Source organism: Affinundibacterium danionis (genome assembly GCF_042432465.1).
In the GTDB taxonomy this organism is placed as follows: domain Bacteria; phylum Pseudomonadota; class Gammaproteobacteria; order Burkholderiales; family Burkholderiaceae_D; genus Undibacterium; species Undibacterium danionis.
The window spans coordinates 349,332-364,092 of the sequence record NZ_JBHLXJ010000018.1 but is presented as its reverse complement, the minus strand read 5'-3'; the positions used below and the strand labels follow the sequence as shown (position 1 = coordinate 364,092).

Genomic DNA, 14,761 nt, shown 5'->3' with positions numbered 1-14,761 from the left:
ATAAGATGAACTATTGTCGCAGTTTTTTGAAGGCTCTGTTTTGCTATCTGATTTTCCCTCGGTAATAAAAAAAACGGTATGCATTGATTGGCATACCGTTTCTTGATCGCATCGCTTGAAATACTTATTTCGCTTTACCTAAATGCTGTAGAAAGAAGCTTTCATATTTTTTATGCCAAGCTTTGGGCTTGACCGCCCCGCCCATGCCGTGTTCACCATCTGGGTCGAGAAATAAATCGACCAAACTCTCTTTACCGTTTTCGAGTAAAGCGCGATACACGTTAACTGTGTCTTGGTACAGGACGTTTGGGTCTTGCATGCCATGTACCAACATCAACGGTTTTTTCAAGCCTACGGTCAGTGGTAACAGCGAATAGCGACGTAAATTTGGTTTACTACGATCCACTTTGCCGATGGTGCGACCGCTGTACCAGCTATTATAGTTTTCCCATTCTGTCGGACCCGCACCGGCGATACCGGCAGCGAAAACGTCGGGACTGGTGTACATCGTGTATTGGGTTTGGAAACCGCCAAAACTCCAACCCGTCAAACCTATGCGTTTGCCATCTACACCCAATTTTTTCTGCATGTATTTTGCTAGGTCCTCTAGGTCCTCGGTCTGAGGTTTACCGGCTTGCTCCCAGTTCGCATCACTAAATTTACGACCATAGTTTGAATGACCGCGTGGATCGACTGCGACCGTAACATAACCGTGTTTCGCCGCCATATACATACCAAACAAATAGGCGGTGGGTTGGAAGCTATCGGTTTCGATGATGTGACGATCTCCTAGTGGCCCACCATAGGTGTACACAATTGCAGGACGGTTGTCGCCACTGCTCCAGTTTTGTGGTTTGAAAGCATAGGCTTCAATTTTGTCACCATGACGATTAGTGAAGCTAAAGCGTTCGGGTTGAATTAAGTTGACGGCATTCCATTTGGGATCATGGCTATCAGTTAGTGTCTTACTACTGACTTTGCCATTGGCTTGTAGATCAAGAAGTTTCAATTCAGGTCGGCTCGACCATTGTCCCGCGACGCTGGCTAATTTTTGACCGCTTTCGCTCATCGCGCTAGTACGGTGGAAATCGCCGCTTTGCCCTAAGGCTTGCATCTCACCGTTTGCAAGAGTGACTTTGAATAGATTCATCGCAGCGAAATCATCGCGATTGGCCATGACAAACATCGTGCTGCTATCTGGGCTGAATCCCAGTATTTGATGGGCTTCAAAATCACCTTTGAGTATGGGTGTCGCTTTACCAGTCGCGGTGTCAATGCGGTAAGGCTGGCGATAACCAAGCTCATCTAATACGGCGATCAATTGTTGACCATCGGGTGTGAATTGCGGTGATACGACATCCACCACTTCGTGTCCGACTTGATTCCGGCGTTCAAAGACGATTTTTGGTTTCGCATTGTCGGCGCTATTGCCCACATAAATGCGCAGTAGTTCTTTTTCGCGTTCCCAAGTCGAGAATGTATATTGAGTACCATCTTTGCTGAAAGCGACACGACTCATTTCGAACCAAACATCACCACCGTCATTGGTGAAAACCGGCTGCGGTTGGCGCATAGAATCTTCGCTGACTTTGCGTATATATAAAGCTGATGCGGGAACCGTACGTTTGTCGTCCGACACCTCGCGACCGACTTTCTTGGCAGTGGCAAAACGTTCACTATAATTCATGATCTCAACCTGACGACCTTGCGGTGCTTTGCTCGGGTCAGCGGGGGCTGCGTTGGCGGTGATGGCCATCCATTGCTTATCTTCACTTAAGATCGTGCTGGCCAGTGAGTATTTTTTCTCGACATCTTCAGCATGTATCAATTCAGGATTTAGTTGGCGTAATGTGCCATTGCTAAAGCTGGCGGCATAGATGCGTTTGTCATCCATGTACAAGTAGCCGTTGTCATCCGCAGTGTAAGACAGAATGCGTTCGACTTTATCGGTTTTAGTCAGTCGTTCAATTTTCCCTGTTGCAGCCTGTAAGCGGAATAGATCACCGCGATATTGAAAGATTAGTTCTTGTGCTTGTTTTGCCCACACCAAGTTTTCTATGCCTGGATACAGGTCATTATTTTTAAGTTTTTCTTTGCTGAGTTTTTTCTTTAACTCGTCGCGCAATTCCCATAATTCTTTTTCAGCTTCTTTTTTCTCATTTTCGGCTTTGCTAATGGCTGCCGTATTTGTATTGGTGCCACCTGCCGCTTTTTCTTTTGCTGCTTCGGCCTCTTTTTCTGCCTTCAGGGAGGCCGCTTTACTTTTCTTCTCAGCTAATTCACGTTTCAGTTCTTCGATAGCGGCACGCTCCCATTGCAAGAGATCGACTTTCTCACCACGTAAATAGGCTGCTTGTGCTTCCGCTTTGGCTTGACGTTCGTTTAGTTCTTTTTCTTTTTGTTTTAGTTTCTTCTCAAAACGATCCCAGTCTTCTGGCGCATCATAGGTTTTCATGACGGCGGGCGAAGTGATGCGACTGGTTTTGCCGGTTTCTGTATCGTGAATATACAAATCATTGCCTTCTTCACCGAATGGATTCCAAGCGTAGGCAAGATAGCGTCCGTCACTGCTAAAACGTAGTTGGCTTGCCGCTTTACCCGCATAGGACTGGGCGCGATACAGTTGTTCCAAGCTTAATTCTGACGGTTTCAGTTTAGCCACAGGTGCTGATTTTGCTCTAACTTGCGCTTGTGCCAGCGGACTACTCAGCGCAAATACGCTGCTGTAGATCAAAGCGATACTGATAGCTAATGTTTTTTTTCTCATACTGACTCCCTAGTGTATTCTCGGCGCTAATGGCACCGTTGCTAAAATGTGTAAAAATAGACTAGAAAGTACTCAAAAAGTTCCACCACCTAGATCAAATCTCAGGCAATGGTGATCAAGCCAAAATTTCACCAAGATAAATTGCTAGAAGCTAGTTAATTTGTAACGTAGAATTTTGTTTTTTCTTCGAGCGCTCGGATTTTGAATGAAGTAGATGCAGAGCGGAGAATATCCTTTTATTTACTAAGAAAGTTTTTATGCCTGGTGCAAGCCTTTTAACCTTACTCGACGATATTGCAACTGTTCTTGATGACGTGGCGCTGATGACCAAAGTCGCCGCCAAAAAAACTGCAGGTGTATTAGGTGATGATCTGGCACTGAATGCCGAACAAGTGAGTGGTGTCAGAGCAGAACGGGAGTTGCCCGTGGTGTGGGCGGTCGCTAAAGGCTCGATGAGAAATAAAATGATCTTAGTGCCGCTCGCCTTGCTATTAAGTGCTATTGCACCTTGGGCGATTATGCCCTTGCTAATGGTAGGTGGCGCGTATTTGTGTTTCGAAGGATTTGAAAAACTGGCGCATAAATTTTTGCACAGTGAGGCCGAAGATGAAGCCCATCACACCGAATTAGTACATGCGTTGACGCACGAAGAAGTGGACATTGTGCAGTTTGAAAAAGACAAAATCAAGGGCGCAATTACGACCGATTTTGTGTTGAGTGGTGAGATTATTATCATCACTTTGGGTACTGTCGCGCAGTCTGCTTTTTCAACTCAGCTTGCTGTATTGGCGGGTGTGAGTATTTTGATGACCGTAGGCGTTTATGGCTTTGTCGCGCTGATCGTGAAGCTTGATGATATGGGTTTTTATTTGCAGCGTAATCGTGAAGCATCTTGGTTGCGTGCGGTACAGCGCCGTATTGGTGATGGCTTCGTCGCTTTTGCACCGCGCTTGATGAAAGCATTGACGGTGATTGGTACGGCCGCCATGTTCTTGGTGGGCGGTGGAATTTTAAGTCATGGCGTACATGCGATTAGTGAGTTTTCTCATAGTATAGCGAGCGCTGCAGCTAGCGTACCTGTGGTTGGTTCGGTACTGGAAAGTGTTGTGCCTAGTATCGCTGATGGTTTGGTCGGCGTTGTGGCTGGTGCTTTGGTCTTATTGCTGGTGCTTGCTGTAAAGCGCGTGTTACCACGACGTGCGCAATCCTAAACTATTGCTCATGGTACTTGTGCAGAATGGCATCGGCGAGACAATCATTCCGCGTCGATGTCCGTTTTCAATACTGATAACTCGTGTTTAATGCCGCGAGCTTCGTCTTTGGTCAGCTCTCGCTGTTCTTTTTCTTTTTGTGTCACTACAGTTCATACCAGCGCCGATTCGCTACATATTCATGGAGCGAATCATGGGGAGCGTTTGTTTCCACTACATGGAGTTTTTTTATGATCAGTTTAGAAGTCAGTCAGGTTGAAAAAGCGTATAGCACGGTTAAAGCAGTGCAAGGCTTGAGTTTTACTGTGGCACCTGGACAGATTTTTGCTTTGCTAGGCCCGAATGGGGCAGGTAAATCTTCATTGATACGTATGCTAGTAGGCTTGACGCAAGCTGATGCTGGTGAAATTCGTGTATTCGAAAATGGTATTCGAATTGAGAAAATTCCTGAGACGAGTTTTGCTTATTTGCCAGAAGATCGCGGCTTGTACCCCGATAAAAGCGTCACTGACAATTTGACCTATATCGGTAAATTGCGTGGCCTGACAAAAGCAGAAATTACCAAACAATTGGCGTTTTGGCTTCCGCGTTTAGATTTGGAGGAGAAAGCTAAAGACAACTTGAGTAAACTGTCCAAAGGCAATCAACAAAAAGTGCAGTTAATCAGTTGCCTGATACATCAACCCAAACTCTTAGTGTTAGATGAACCTTTTTCAGGTCTCGATCCTATCAATCAAGAACATGTGCTAACCATCTTAAATGAGATGAAGCAAATGGGCACGACGATTGTATTAAGTGCTCATCAGATGGCATTGGTGGAACGTCTGGCGGATTCCATGTTACTACTCAACAAAGGACAACAAGTCGCATCGGGTAGCTTGGCGCAGGTAATAGAACAATTGAGTCCGGAAAAATTTTATCAACTGCGATTTGCCGTGCAGGTCTCATTGGACGAATTGCAATTGTGTTCTGCGATTGAGAGCGCGCAGCAGCAAGAGGAAAACGCCTACTTGTTGCAATTGCGTGTAGGTGCCAGCGTGAATCAATTATTGCAGCAAGTGATGCCTTTGGCGGAAGTGAAAGACTTTAGTCGTGTCCAACCGAGTTTGCACGATTTATATTTGACCGCAGTACAAAAGCATAACGTTAACCAAACCCTGTCAGGAGACATAGCATGAATGTCTGGAATATCGCCCTGTTTGAATTCAAACGTTATTTTAAGTGGAAGCAGGAAATTATCTCTATCGTTTTGATGTTTGCAGGCATATGTTTTTCTATGGTGTGGCCACATCTGAAAGCGGCTTTAGATAAGGATTATCAAGTCGCCGTAATGGGGGACTTCGCGCCGCCCAAATTGAGTGGTTTTCAGTTCAGCGTTGTGAGCCCATCGACCAAAGCTGAAGTTCTTAAAAATATTGGTGAGACTTGGCATGCGGTGATAGAAATTGAGGGTAAGGGAGAGCAAGAGCGTCTGCAATTAACCGTGAAAGAGAAAGCCAGCTGGCAAGCCAAGTTAAAAACGAGTTTGCAAAACTGGCAGCAAGAACGTCAAATCGCATCGCTGCCTCTGACCGACTTACAGCGCAAACAAATCACTGAATTGCCCGACATTAAAACCGTGATGCTTAAGCCAGAGAAAGATGATAAAAACGAGAAGGGGCGTACGCTGGTGAGTGGTGCTTTATTGTTTTTATTGACGATAGGGATTTTTTCGGGCTTTGGTTATTTGTTCACCGGTATCACCAGCGAAAAACAAAATCGTGTGACTGAACAGTTGTTAACGTTAATCACACCAGCGCAATGGATAGAGGGAAAAATTTTAGGCATTTCTCTGTTCTGTTTTAAAACCATGTTCAGTTATGGCTTGTTATTTTTCTTGTTCATTCAAGGCGTGGCGGTGATTTCAGATAAACCTGAAGTATCGCTTCCAATCGGCGCTTTTGAATTGTTGACGACCATTTTGTTTGTGATACTGGGAATGTTATTGGTTAACAGTTTTATGGCCGCATTTGCCGCAACCATCGACGACCCTAACCATTCTAGTCGCAGCATCATGATGTTTCTTCCTGCGATACCGGTCGGATTGGCCTATAGCGGTATCGATAATGCAGAAGGCATGATGATGCAAGTATTGAGTATTTTTCCATTGACATCGTTCGCTGCGATGCCACTGCGTATGGCACACACCGATGTGCCGATGTGGCAGTGGTTCTTGTCCGTCACCTTGTTGGTAGCCTGTTTGTGGTGGTTTAAATCCGCCGCGACTCGCGTATTTACGATGGGGATACGTATGTATGGAAAAGAGCCAAGCTGGAAGCAATTGGCGGAGACGTTTTTCTTCCCAGTTAAACATCACTAATAGAGCGACACCGCAATAAAAAACGGCACCGTATTGTATCGGTGCCGTTGTTTTGTCAGCGTTTTTCAGCGTTCAATTGACGCTTTTATTTACGCTTCCTTTACTCTGCCTTTACTCTTTCCGTACAAATTTTTGGTCTATGAGTTGTACCGCTTTTTGTACGATTTCTATTGCGCCGTCAAAGAACTTAGCATTCACTTTGTCAGCACTATCACTAGGCTTGTGATAATCAGCATGGTCCTCTACGCCGAAATATAAATGTGGGATGCCTGCTTTAAAAAAAGCATAGTGATCGGATTGTGAAGTCCAGTCATTGCTGCCTTGTTCTGGTCTGTCGTGGTCAAATAAAAGTTTGATGCCTTGCGTGCCATTTAACTCTTGCAGTATCGGTTTTAGGCTAGGATTTTGGTAAGTACCACTGGCATACAATTCGTTTTTATCGCCACGAGCAATCATATCGAAATTGATATTGGCAGTGATGTCTTTGGGAGAGATCCAGGCTTGCTTTACAAATGCGTGTGCGCCTAATAAGCCGCGCTCTTCACCATCAAAAAAAGCGTAGACCATGTGATGCTTCGTTGCTTTCCCTTTTAAACTTTGCGCTACCGCTAACACGCCTGCGACACCCGAGGCGTTATCGTCAGCACCTAAATAAGTTTTGTCGTTTTTGATGCCGAGATGATCGTAATGGGCAGAAACGACAAGAAACTTCGCTGCTTTATTTTGCTCTGCATATTGACACGCCAGAATATTTTTTCCTTGCGTGCTTTGCCCTGATTTACTTACCGAAAAATCTTGTACATAACTCGCCCCGCACGGTTTTAGACCTATATCCGCAATACGTTTTAGCAGATAATCACGGGCGAGGGCGCTGCCGGCGCTCCCCATTTCACGTCCTTGCATTTTATCGCTGGCCAGAGTTTGTAGGTCTTGCATGGCTTGTGAGCTTGGCGTTTGGGCGAGACAAGTTGCGCTGGCTAACAAGCCGCAAAAGCTTAGTGCTAAACGGATTTTTTGATGAGTAGACATAGTCAATTGATGAAAGAGAAAGAAGAAGCTTAGTGTGTTGTGATCGTAATTAGTTCAACGATCAGCGCCTGCAACTTGCCTGCATCACTAAAACCTTAATGGGTTAAACAAGCAAAAAAGCCTGCGAACCTAGTATTGGTGTCGCAGGCTTTCTGAAAAAATTCAGCAATGAATTTACATGGCGCTAAGCTTAAGCCAAATTCGCCGCAGCAAATTCCCAGTTAACCAAGGCCCAGAATGCTTCCAAATATTTTGGACGTGCATTGCGATAATCGATGTAGTAAGCATGTTCCCACAAATCGCAAGTGATTAATGGTGTGTCGCTAGTCGTCAATGGCGTAGCAGCGTTTGACGTATTCACGATATCTAAAGTACCGTCAGCTTTCTTGACTAACCAAGTCCAGCTAGAACCGAAATTACCGACGCATGATTTGGTGAAGGTGTCTTTGAATGCATCAAAAGAACCCCATTTTGCGTTGATCGCGTCAGCCAATGCACCGGTTGGAGCACCGCCGCCATTTGGTTTTAAGCCATTCCAGTAGAACGTGTGATTCCAGATTTGAGCTGCATTATTGAAAATGCCAGCAGAAGATTTTTTAACGATTTCTTCTAATGTGGCGTTTTCAAACTCGGTGCCCTTGATCAAATTATTCAAGTTAGTGACATAAGTTTGATGATGCTTACCATAGTGGTATTCCAAAGTTTCTTGAGAAATATGGGGCGCCAATGCGTCGAGGGCGTATGGCAATGCTGGCAAAGTATGTTCCATGGCAGATCCTGATAGGGTTAATTGAAAAAAGTGCGTCAAAAGTGTACCAAAAATACGGTTTTCGATTCAAATCACTTGATGCCACTTGGGTGAGTAGAGTGAATCAAAAGCGTCATTGTAAGCCTTTGTCCAAATGCTTGCAGCTAATGCGCAGCACGAGGTGTTTTTACCTGAGTAATTTGAAATTCTGTGTTATCGGCGGCGGTGCGCAGATTGAGCGTATTTCCCGGCTTCAATTGTTGTCCGCTGCGTATCAAGCTACCATCTTCGTCCCGAAGAATGGCGTAGCCACGCTCTAAAGTGCGCTGGGGATTGAGCAGTTCTAATTTGGTTTTCCAATTCTCCAAACTGACTTTTTGTTTTTGCAATTGATGTCTCATATCGCTACACATTTGATGTTGAAGATGACTCAACTTATTTAATCCAGGTTGGGCTTGAGGCTTATATTGTTGTAGCTTGCTTTGGGACTGCATGAGCTTGGCTTGCGCCAGTTGCAAGGGTTTATAGGCAGAAAAACGTAGGCGCTGCGCACTATGTATGATTTGCAGGCGTTTGTTTTCTAGGGACGCGACCGGGCTCTGTAAACGATGAGTAAGCCAGTCCAGATTTTGAGATTCGGTATTTAATTGGCGGCGCATTTGTTTTTGCATTAAATTCTGCCAATGTGCAATGGCAGCGATCCAATCGACCGTCGCTGTTGTTGCTATTTCCGCCGCCGCAGTCGGTGTGGGCGCTCGCAAATCGGCAACGAAATCACTGATCGTAAAATCAGTTTCGTGTCCGATGCCACTAATGATAGGCGTCTCGCAATGTGCTATGGTGCGCGCTACGACTTCTTCATTAAACGCCCATAAATCTTCAATGCTACCGCCGCCACGACAAACAATCAGGAGATCACATTGTGCATCGGCATCGGCTTGTGCGATGGCTGCGGCAATTTTATTGCCCGCGCCTTCTCCTTGTACTGGACAAGGGTAAATAATGATATGGATATGGGGAGCGCGTCGTTGCAAGGAGGCAAGTACATCGCGCAATGCGGCTGCTTTGGGGCTGGTGATGATACCTATCGTTCGGACGAAGTCGGGTATGGCTTGTTTGCGTTCTGGTGCAAATAAGCCTTCCTCCGATAAACGAGTTTTTAGTTGTAAAAAAGCCTCGTATAAATTACCTACCCCGGCACGACGTATTGCTTCCACATTAATTTGATAGTCGCCGCGTGGGGCGTACAAACCAACCAAGGCGCGTACTTCGACTTTGTCACCTTCTCGTGGCATAAAACCCGCATATTGCGCTCTGCCACGAAACATCACAGCCCTTACTTGCGCCGCGCTATCCTTGAGTGTGAAATACCAATGTCCAGAGCTGGCGCGGGTGAAATTAGATATTTCACCGGAAATCCAAGTTAATGGGAAACTTCGTTCCAGTAATTGAGCAACAGCTTGATTCAGCGCCGAAACTGGCAGTATCGTCTCGGTTTTTATTGGGTTTTGTGTGAAAAGATCTGATGCCATAAGTCGCCTGCGAGTAAAGCTGTCCACAAGTAAGAGAAAAGAGGCGCAAGCATGTCATGAGCGCTGTTGAATGTCAAAAAGAATGGAGGATTATTTTGTAACCCTATGATTTTTATGGATTTATTTACTTTAAGTTGATGTCTTAAGTGTGAATTAATGTAAATTTTTGTGATTCCAGTTCGCTAAATAAGAAAAAAATTTGTGCTTATGCACAAAGTTATCCACAGGAAATTGTGCTGAAAACACAAAAAGTGCTGTTTGGAAATTAAACTGAACTCTGCCACATTTTGTAGCACAACTACAAAACCTAATAAAATCATCGACTTAGAATTGTGTCCTGTCTTTGTTCACAAAGATATCCACAATTTGTGTGCAAAACTCAGCGAAGTTTTCCACACAACACCTAATTTGTTGATTTAATCTAGCAAAAATAATCATTAATTGCTTTCGACAATGCTTTGCTCAAATTTGTTGCAGGTGATTTTTATCTTTTTAAATCAAAGACTTAAGTTTGTGTGCAGTGTTTGTGCACAAAGTTCTCCACAGTTTGTGTGTAAAACTTTTGAGCGGTGGATAAAGTACTTAATTAGGGTTTTTTAGCGAGTGCTTAATTTTGAGGCGGTATTGCTAATTTATTTAAAATCAAGGACTTAGAATTTAGCCCCAAGGATATCCACAATCTTGCTCACAGAATCTGTGCAGAACTGTGGATTACCTGTCTTTAGCTATTATTTACCTATTTTTTCTTCCTAACCAGAGATTCTTGTTGATCTTGCCGAAAATATTCACGGGCTGCTACTTGCCCACAGTCGGACAACACGATACATTGCGGGCTGAGCTTTTATTCATAGCTATTGGTAACAATTTATAGTTTTACGTCTATTCAGGTTTTATTTAGATTTTTCTGGCAAGGAGTTTCATTTGTTCGCGATTATTCAGGCGGCTGGTTGGCCGATTTACTTCTTACTGGTGGCATCGATTGTCGCTTTGGCTTTAATTATTGAGCGGACTTTATCTTTGAGAAGGCAGAGAATCTTGCCTAAAACTTTGTTGGAAGAAGTGATTCGTGTTTACCAAAGCGGCAAAATCAAGCAAGAAGTGATTGATCAACTCGCTACAAATTCTCCTTTGGGTCGAGTTTTGGCGGCAGGTTTGCGTAATGTGAACGCACCGCGTGAAGTCATGAAAGAATCGATAGAGGAAGCCGGTAGTGCGGTGGCTCATGAGTTAGAGAAATTCTTGACGACCTTGGGTACGATTGCCTCTCTCGCGCCGTTGATGGGCTTGTTCGGTACCGTGGTTGGGATGATAGAAATTTTTGGCTCGCAAAATGCCTCTGGTGCCAATCCTGCGCAATTAGCACATGGTATTTCGGTTGCTTTGTACAACACTGGCTTCGGTCTTTTGATTGCTATGCCTGCCATGATTTTTTATCGTCATTTCCGCGCTCTGGCTGACAGCTTTGTAGTCGAGATGGAGCAGCAAGCGGTGAAGTTTGTCGATATCGTTCACAGCACGAGAAAGTAGTCGTATGAATTTTCGTAAAGGACGGGGCAAAGAAGATCCAGAAATCAACTTGATCCCCTTTATTGACGTGTTGTTGGTGATCTTGATTTTCTTGATGGTGACAACGACGTATAGCCGTTTCACTGAATTGCAGATTACCTTGCCGACAGCGGACGCTGAAAAGGCACAAGAAAAACCTAGTCAAATTGAAATCGGTATTGATGCTCAGGGACGCTATAAAATTAATAGTGAGCCAGTTAGTTTTTTAGATGCGACTAATTTGGCGAATGACTTGAAAAAAGCAGCAGAAGCGATGAACGGCGGTAAAACAGGTGCACCAGACCCCGTCGTGATCATTAACGCAGACCGTGCCGCTACTCACCAATCGGTGATTGATGTTCTAGAGGCGGCGCGTATTGCTGGATTGGCCAAGGTTACTTTCGCGGCTCAGGCCACTTCGACTTCAAAATAAGTCGTTCGCTTATTCAGTTTCTAGTAAGACAGAAAAAGGAGAAATCTTTGTGATTTCTCCTTTGCGTTTGTGCGGAGCCATTAGGCTTGGCGAAGGAGTGTTTTTTTGCGTGCAGCCTTTGAATCATTTTTGATTAGATCTTGGTCACGGCGCGGTATTTTGCCCATATTACTTTGGCCACTTTCAAAGCTGTTTGGTCTTATTCTGAATTTTCGGTTCGGATTGCTCGTGCTCGGCTATCGTTCTCAAACTTCATTGTCGGCACCTGTGATTGTGGTTGGCAATATCTATGTTGGCGGCACAGGTAAAACCCCCATGGTCATCTGGCTGGTAGAACAGCTGCGCCGCTCTGGTTGGACACCCGGTGTTATTTCACGTGGTTATGGCGCACAAGTAGATCAGATTATTGAAGTGAAGACGACATCTCTGGCGACTGAGGTGGGAGATGAGCCTCTCTTAATCGTGCAGCGTACTGGGTGTCCCATGATGGTAGGACGGCAAAGGGTGGCAAGTGCGCAGCAACTGTTGGCGCGCTATCCGCAGCTTGATGTGATTATTTCGGATGATGGCTTACAGCATTATGCGCTCGCTCGCGATGTTGAAATCCTGATGTTTGATCAACGTGGAGTCGGAAATGGTTGGCTATTGCCGGCGGGGCCTTTACGCGAATCGGCACAACGTCGACGCGATTTTACGATCTTGAATTCTGCTAACAAAGAACAGGTTTCTGGCATCGGTGGTGATGTAATACAAATGCAGTTGCGAGCGGATGCCTTGATGAATCTTAAGCATCCAGAGTCACGCCAGTCTTTGAGCGAATTGCAAGGAAAGAAAATACTGGCGGCAGCTGGAATCGGTAATCCACAGCGTTTTTTTGATACCTTAAATGCACATGGCTTGGAATTTGAGACCATGCCGCTCGCTGATCATTTCGCTTTTTCGGCGGATTTATTTCAGCATGTTGATGCCGAAATCATTCTTATCACAGAGAAGGATGCAGTAAAATGTCGCCAAATTGCGGAATTGTGTGACGATCCGCGTATCTGGTTGCTCCCTGTTTCTGCCGAACTTGATGCAGAATTTCAGGAACAATTGCTCAAATTGCTTAAGACGATTTCGGAGAAAAAACATGGATGCACGTCTGCTTGACGTTCTGGTCTGTCCCTTATGTAAAGGCCCTTTAGTCTACGATAAAGCCGCACAAGAATTAATTTGTAAGGCCGATCGTTTGGCGTTTCCGATTCGTGATGGTATTCCTATTATGTGGGAAGATCAGGCACGCGTGCTTGATGCCGATACTCAATAAGCGTCGGTGTTGCTATGAATTTTGTCGCCATTATTCCCGCTCGTCTGGCATCGACTCGTTTGCCAAATAAACCTCTCGCCGATATCGGTGGGAAGCCTATGGTAGTGCGTACTGCCGAGCGGGCTTTATTGTCGGGCGCGTCTCAGGTAGTGGTGGCGACTGACCATGCCGATATTTTTGCTGCTTGTCAGGCGCATGGTATTCAAGTCAAAATGACTCGCAGCGATCATCCATCTGGTACCGATAGAATTGCCGAAGTCGCTGCCGCTATGGGATTGGCGAATGATGCTGTAGTAGTGAATGTGCAAGGCGATGAGCCATTGATTGATCCGACCTTGATTGCCGCGACAGCCGCTTTGGTGAACGCTCAGACGCCGATGGCAACCGCGGCGCATGCAATTCACGATATCAAAGAGTTGTTTAATCCAAATGTAGTGAAGGTGGTGTTGGATAAGTTAGGGCGGGCTTTGTATTTTTCTCGTGCCACGATACCGTGGGCGCGCGATGCTTTTGCTCAGCATCATAATGTGATGCCGGACGGATATCAGGCACTACGCCATATTGGTTTGTATGCATATCAGAATCAATTTTTGCAAGCCTACCCAACATTGCCGATTTCTCCATTGGAACAAATCGAAGCCTTGGAGCAGTTGCGTGTTTTGTGGAATGGCATCGCTATCGCGGTGCATGTGACTGAGCAAAGTCCAGTCGCTGGCGTCGATACGCTAGAGGATTTACAACGTGTCAGAACATTTTTCTGAACTTGTGACAAAAATCCATGTGCTTGCCAGTGGAAAGCGTTTCAAGCGGAAAAATCTGTGGTAAATTTCGTAAAGAACAAAATAAATGACGGTACGCTCGGCGCGTTAGTCAAAATAAAAATAATCGGTAACAAACAAGAATTCAAATGCCTTGCTATCTTCAAAAGAGAGCAGGGCTTACAGTATATTAAACTCGTCTAGGAAATAAAAATGCGTCTTATTTTGTTGGGAGCACCCGGAGCAGGCAAGGGCACGCAAGCCAATTACATTAAGGAAAAATTTGGTATTCCACAAATCTCAACTGGTGACATGTTGCGTGCAGCGGTGAAAGCCGGAACACCATTGGGTGTGGAAGCAAAGAAAGTGATGGATGCGGGTGGACTAGTATCCGACGACATCATTATTGGTTTGGTCAAAGAGCGTTTGAAACAAGATGATTGCGCGAATGGCTATTTGTTTGATGGTTTTCCAAGAACCACGCCACAAGCAGATGCGATGAAAGATGCAGGCGTTGCGATTGATTATGTTTTAGAAATTGACGTGCCGGACAGCGCGATCATTGAACGTATGAGTGGTCGTCGCGTACATCCTGGTTCAGGCCGTACTTATCACGTGAAATTTAATCCACCCAAAGTCGAAGGTAAAGACGACGAAACCGGTGAAGATTTAGTTCAGCGTGATGATGATAAAGAAGAGACCGTACAAAAGCGTTTGGCGGTGTACCATAATCAAACCGAAGTTTTAGTCAGTTACTACGGTGATTGGGCAAAATCGGGTAATCCTGGTGCGCCTAAGTATCGTAAGATTGCAGGCGTCGGGGCGGTTGATGCCATACGCGACGCGGCATTCGCGGCGCTCTCAGAATAAAAAAAGCGGACCTTGTGTCCGCTTTTTTTTCGTCTTTCACTGCTTGAATTGTCGGTATTTTTTATTTACATTCTTTAATTAGTTAGTTAATTTTTTGATGGAGGCTTCCCTTAACAATTTCCTGTATGTTTTTTGTCCCACTACCAGATTCAGTTTTAAAAAAACAAAATGTCAGTTGTTTTATTTCGCTTATTTCTATAAAC

At 45.0% G+C, this 14,761-nt stretch carries 13 protein-coding genes; 9 read left to right on the top strand and 4 right to left on the bottom strand.

Annotated features, from left to right (window positions below; genetic code table 11):
* Positions 1-124: 124 nt before the first annotated feature.
* Positions 125-2,767: a S9 family peptidase gene (locus tag ACFFJH_RS17680; RefSeq protein WP_390214279.1), complete on the bottom strand. Its 2,643-nt coding sequence runs from the start codon at positions 2,765-2,767 to the stop codon at positions 125-127.
* Between the two features lie 257 nt (positions 2,768-3,024).
* Here ACFFJH_RS17680 and ACFFJH_RS17675 point away from each other — a divergent pair, with 257 nt between their 5' ends.
* The 3 genes from ACFFJH_RS17675 (at position 3,025) to ACFFJH_RS17665 (ending at position 6,337) form a co-directional block, all read left to right on the top strand.
* Positions 3,025-3,978 carry a DUF808 domain-containing protein gene (locus ACFFJH_RS17675; RefSeq protein WP_390214278.1) on the top strand — a complete coding sequence of 318 codons (954 nt, stop codon included), beginning with the start codon at positions 3,025-3,027 and terminating at the stop codon, positions 3,976-3,978.
* Positions 3,979-4,208: 230 nt separating this feature from the next.
* Positions 4,209-5,156 (top strand): ABC transporter ATP-binding protein, encoded by a 948-nt coding sequence (locus tag ACFFJH_RS17670; protein ID WP_390214277.1) that lies wholly within the window; start codon positions 4,209-4,211, stop codon positions 5,154-5,156.
* Positions 5,153-6,337 (top strand): ABC transporter permease, encoded by a 1,185-nt coding sequence (locus tag ACFFJH_RS17665; RefSeq protein ID WP_390214276.1) that lies wholly within the window; start codon positions 5,153-5,155, stop codon positions 6,335-6,337. The genes ACFFJH_RS17670 and ACFFJH_RS17665 overlap by 4 nt, the downstream gene beginning before the upstream one ends.
* 111 nt (positions 6,338-6,448) lie before the next feature.
* Here ACFFJH_RS17665 and ACFFJH_RS17660 read toward each other — a convergent pair whose 3' ends face one another.
* From ACFFJH_RS17660 to xseA, 3 genes are all read right to left on the bottom strand, one after another.
* The gene (locus tag ACFFJH_RS17660; RefSeq protein ID WP_390214275.1) at positions 6,449-7,366 is read right to left on the bottom strand and encodes a M28 family peptidase; all 918 of its coding nucleotides are present in this window, start codon (positions 7,364-7,366) and stop codon (positions 6,449-6,451) included.
* Between the two features lie 190 nt (positions 7,367-7,556).
* Complete coding sequence (gene sodB / locus ACFFJH_RS17655; RefSeq protein WP_390214274.1) at positions 7,557-8,135, bottom strand: superoxide dismutase [Fe]; 579 nt, start codon at positions 8,133-8,135, stop codon at positions 7,557-7,559.
* Between the two features lie 143 nt (positions 8,136-8,278).
* A complete protein-coding gene (gene xseA, locus ACFFJH_RS17650; protein WP_390214273.1) occupies positions 8,279-9,646 on the bottom strand; it encodes an exodeoxyribonuclease VII large subunit in 1,368 nt (455 codons plus the stop codon).
* A gap of 921 nt (positions 9,647-10,567) precedes the next feature.
* Here xseA and ACFFJH_RS17645 point away from each other — a divergent pair.
* From ACFFJH_RS17645 to adk, 6 genes are all read left to right on the top strand, one after another.
* A complete protein-coding gene (locus tag ACFFJH_RS17645) occupies positions 10,568-11,173 on the top strand; it encodes a MotA/TolQ/ExbB proton channel family protein (RefSeq protein ID WP_390214272.1) in 606 nt (201 codons plus the stop codon).
* A 4-nt stretch (positions 11,174-11,177) separates the two neighbouring features.
* Complete coding sequence (locus ACFFJH_RS17640) at positions 11,178-11,624, top strand: ExbD/TolR family protein (protein ID WP_390214270.1); 447 nt, start codon at positions 11,178-11,180, stop codon at positions 11,622-11,624.
* 105 nt (positions 11,625-11,729) lie between these two features.
* The gene (gene lpxK, locus ACFFJH_RS17635; RefSeq protein ID WP_390214268.1) at positions 11,730-12,773 is read left to right on the top strand and encodes a tetraacyldisaccharide 4'-kinase; all 1,044 of its coding nucleotides are present in this window, start codon (positions 11,730-11,732) and stop codon (positions 12,771-12,773) included.
* Entirely contained in the window at positions 12,754-12,930 is a 177-nt protein-coding gene (locus ACFFJH_RS17630) for a Trm112 family protein (RefSeq protein ID WP_390214267.1), read from the top strand. The genes lpxK and ACFFJH_RS17630 overlap by 20 nt, the downstream gene beginning before the upstream one ends.
* Positions 12,931-12,944: 14 nt before the next feature.
* A complete protein-coding gene (kdsB, locus tag ACFFJH_RS17625; RefSeq protein ID WP_390214265.1) occupies positions 12,945-13,691 on the top strand; it encodes a 3-deoxy-manno-octulosonate cytidylyltransferase in 747 nt (248 codons plus the stop codon).
* A 210-nt stretch (positions 13,692-13,901) separates the two neighbouring features.
* Entirely contained in the window at positions 13,902-14,558 is a 657-nt protein-coding gene (gene adk / locus ACFFJH_RS17620) for an adenylate kinase (RefSeq protein WP_390214264.1), read from the top strand.
* Positions 14,559-14,761 lie beyond the last annotated feature (203 nt).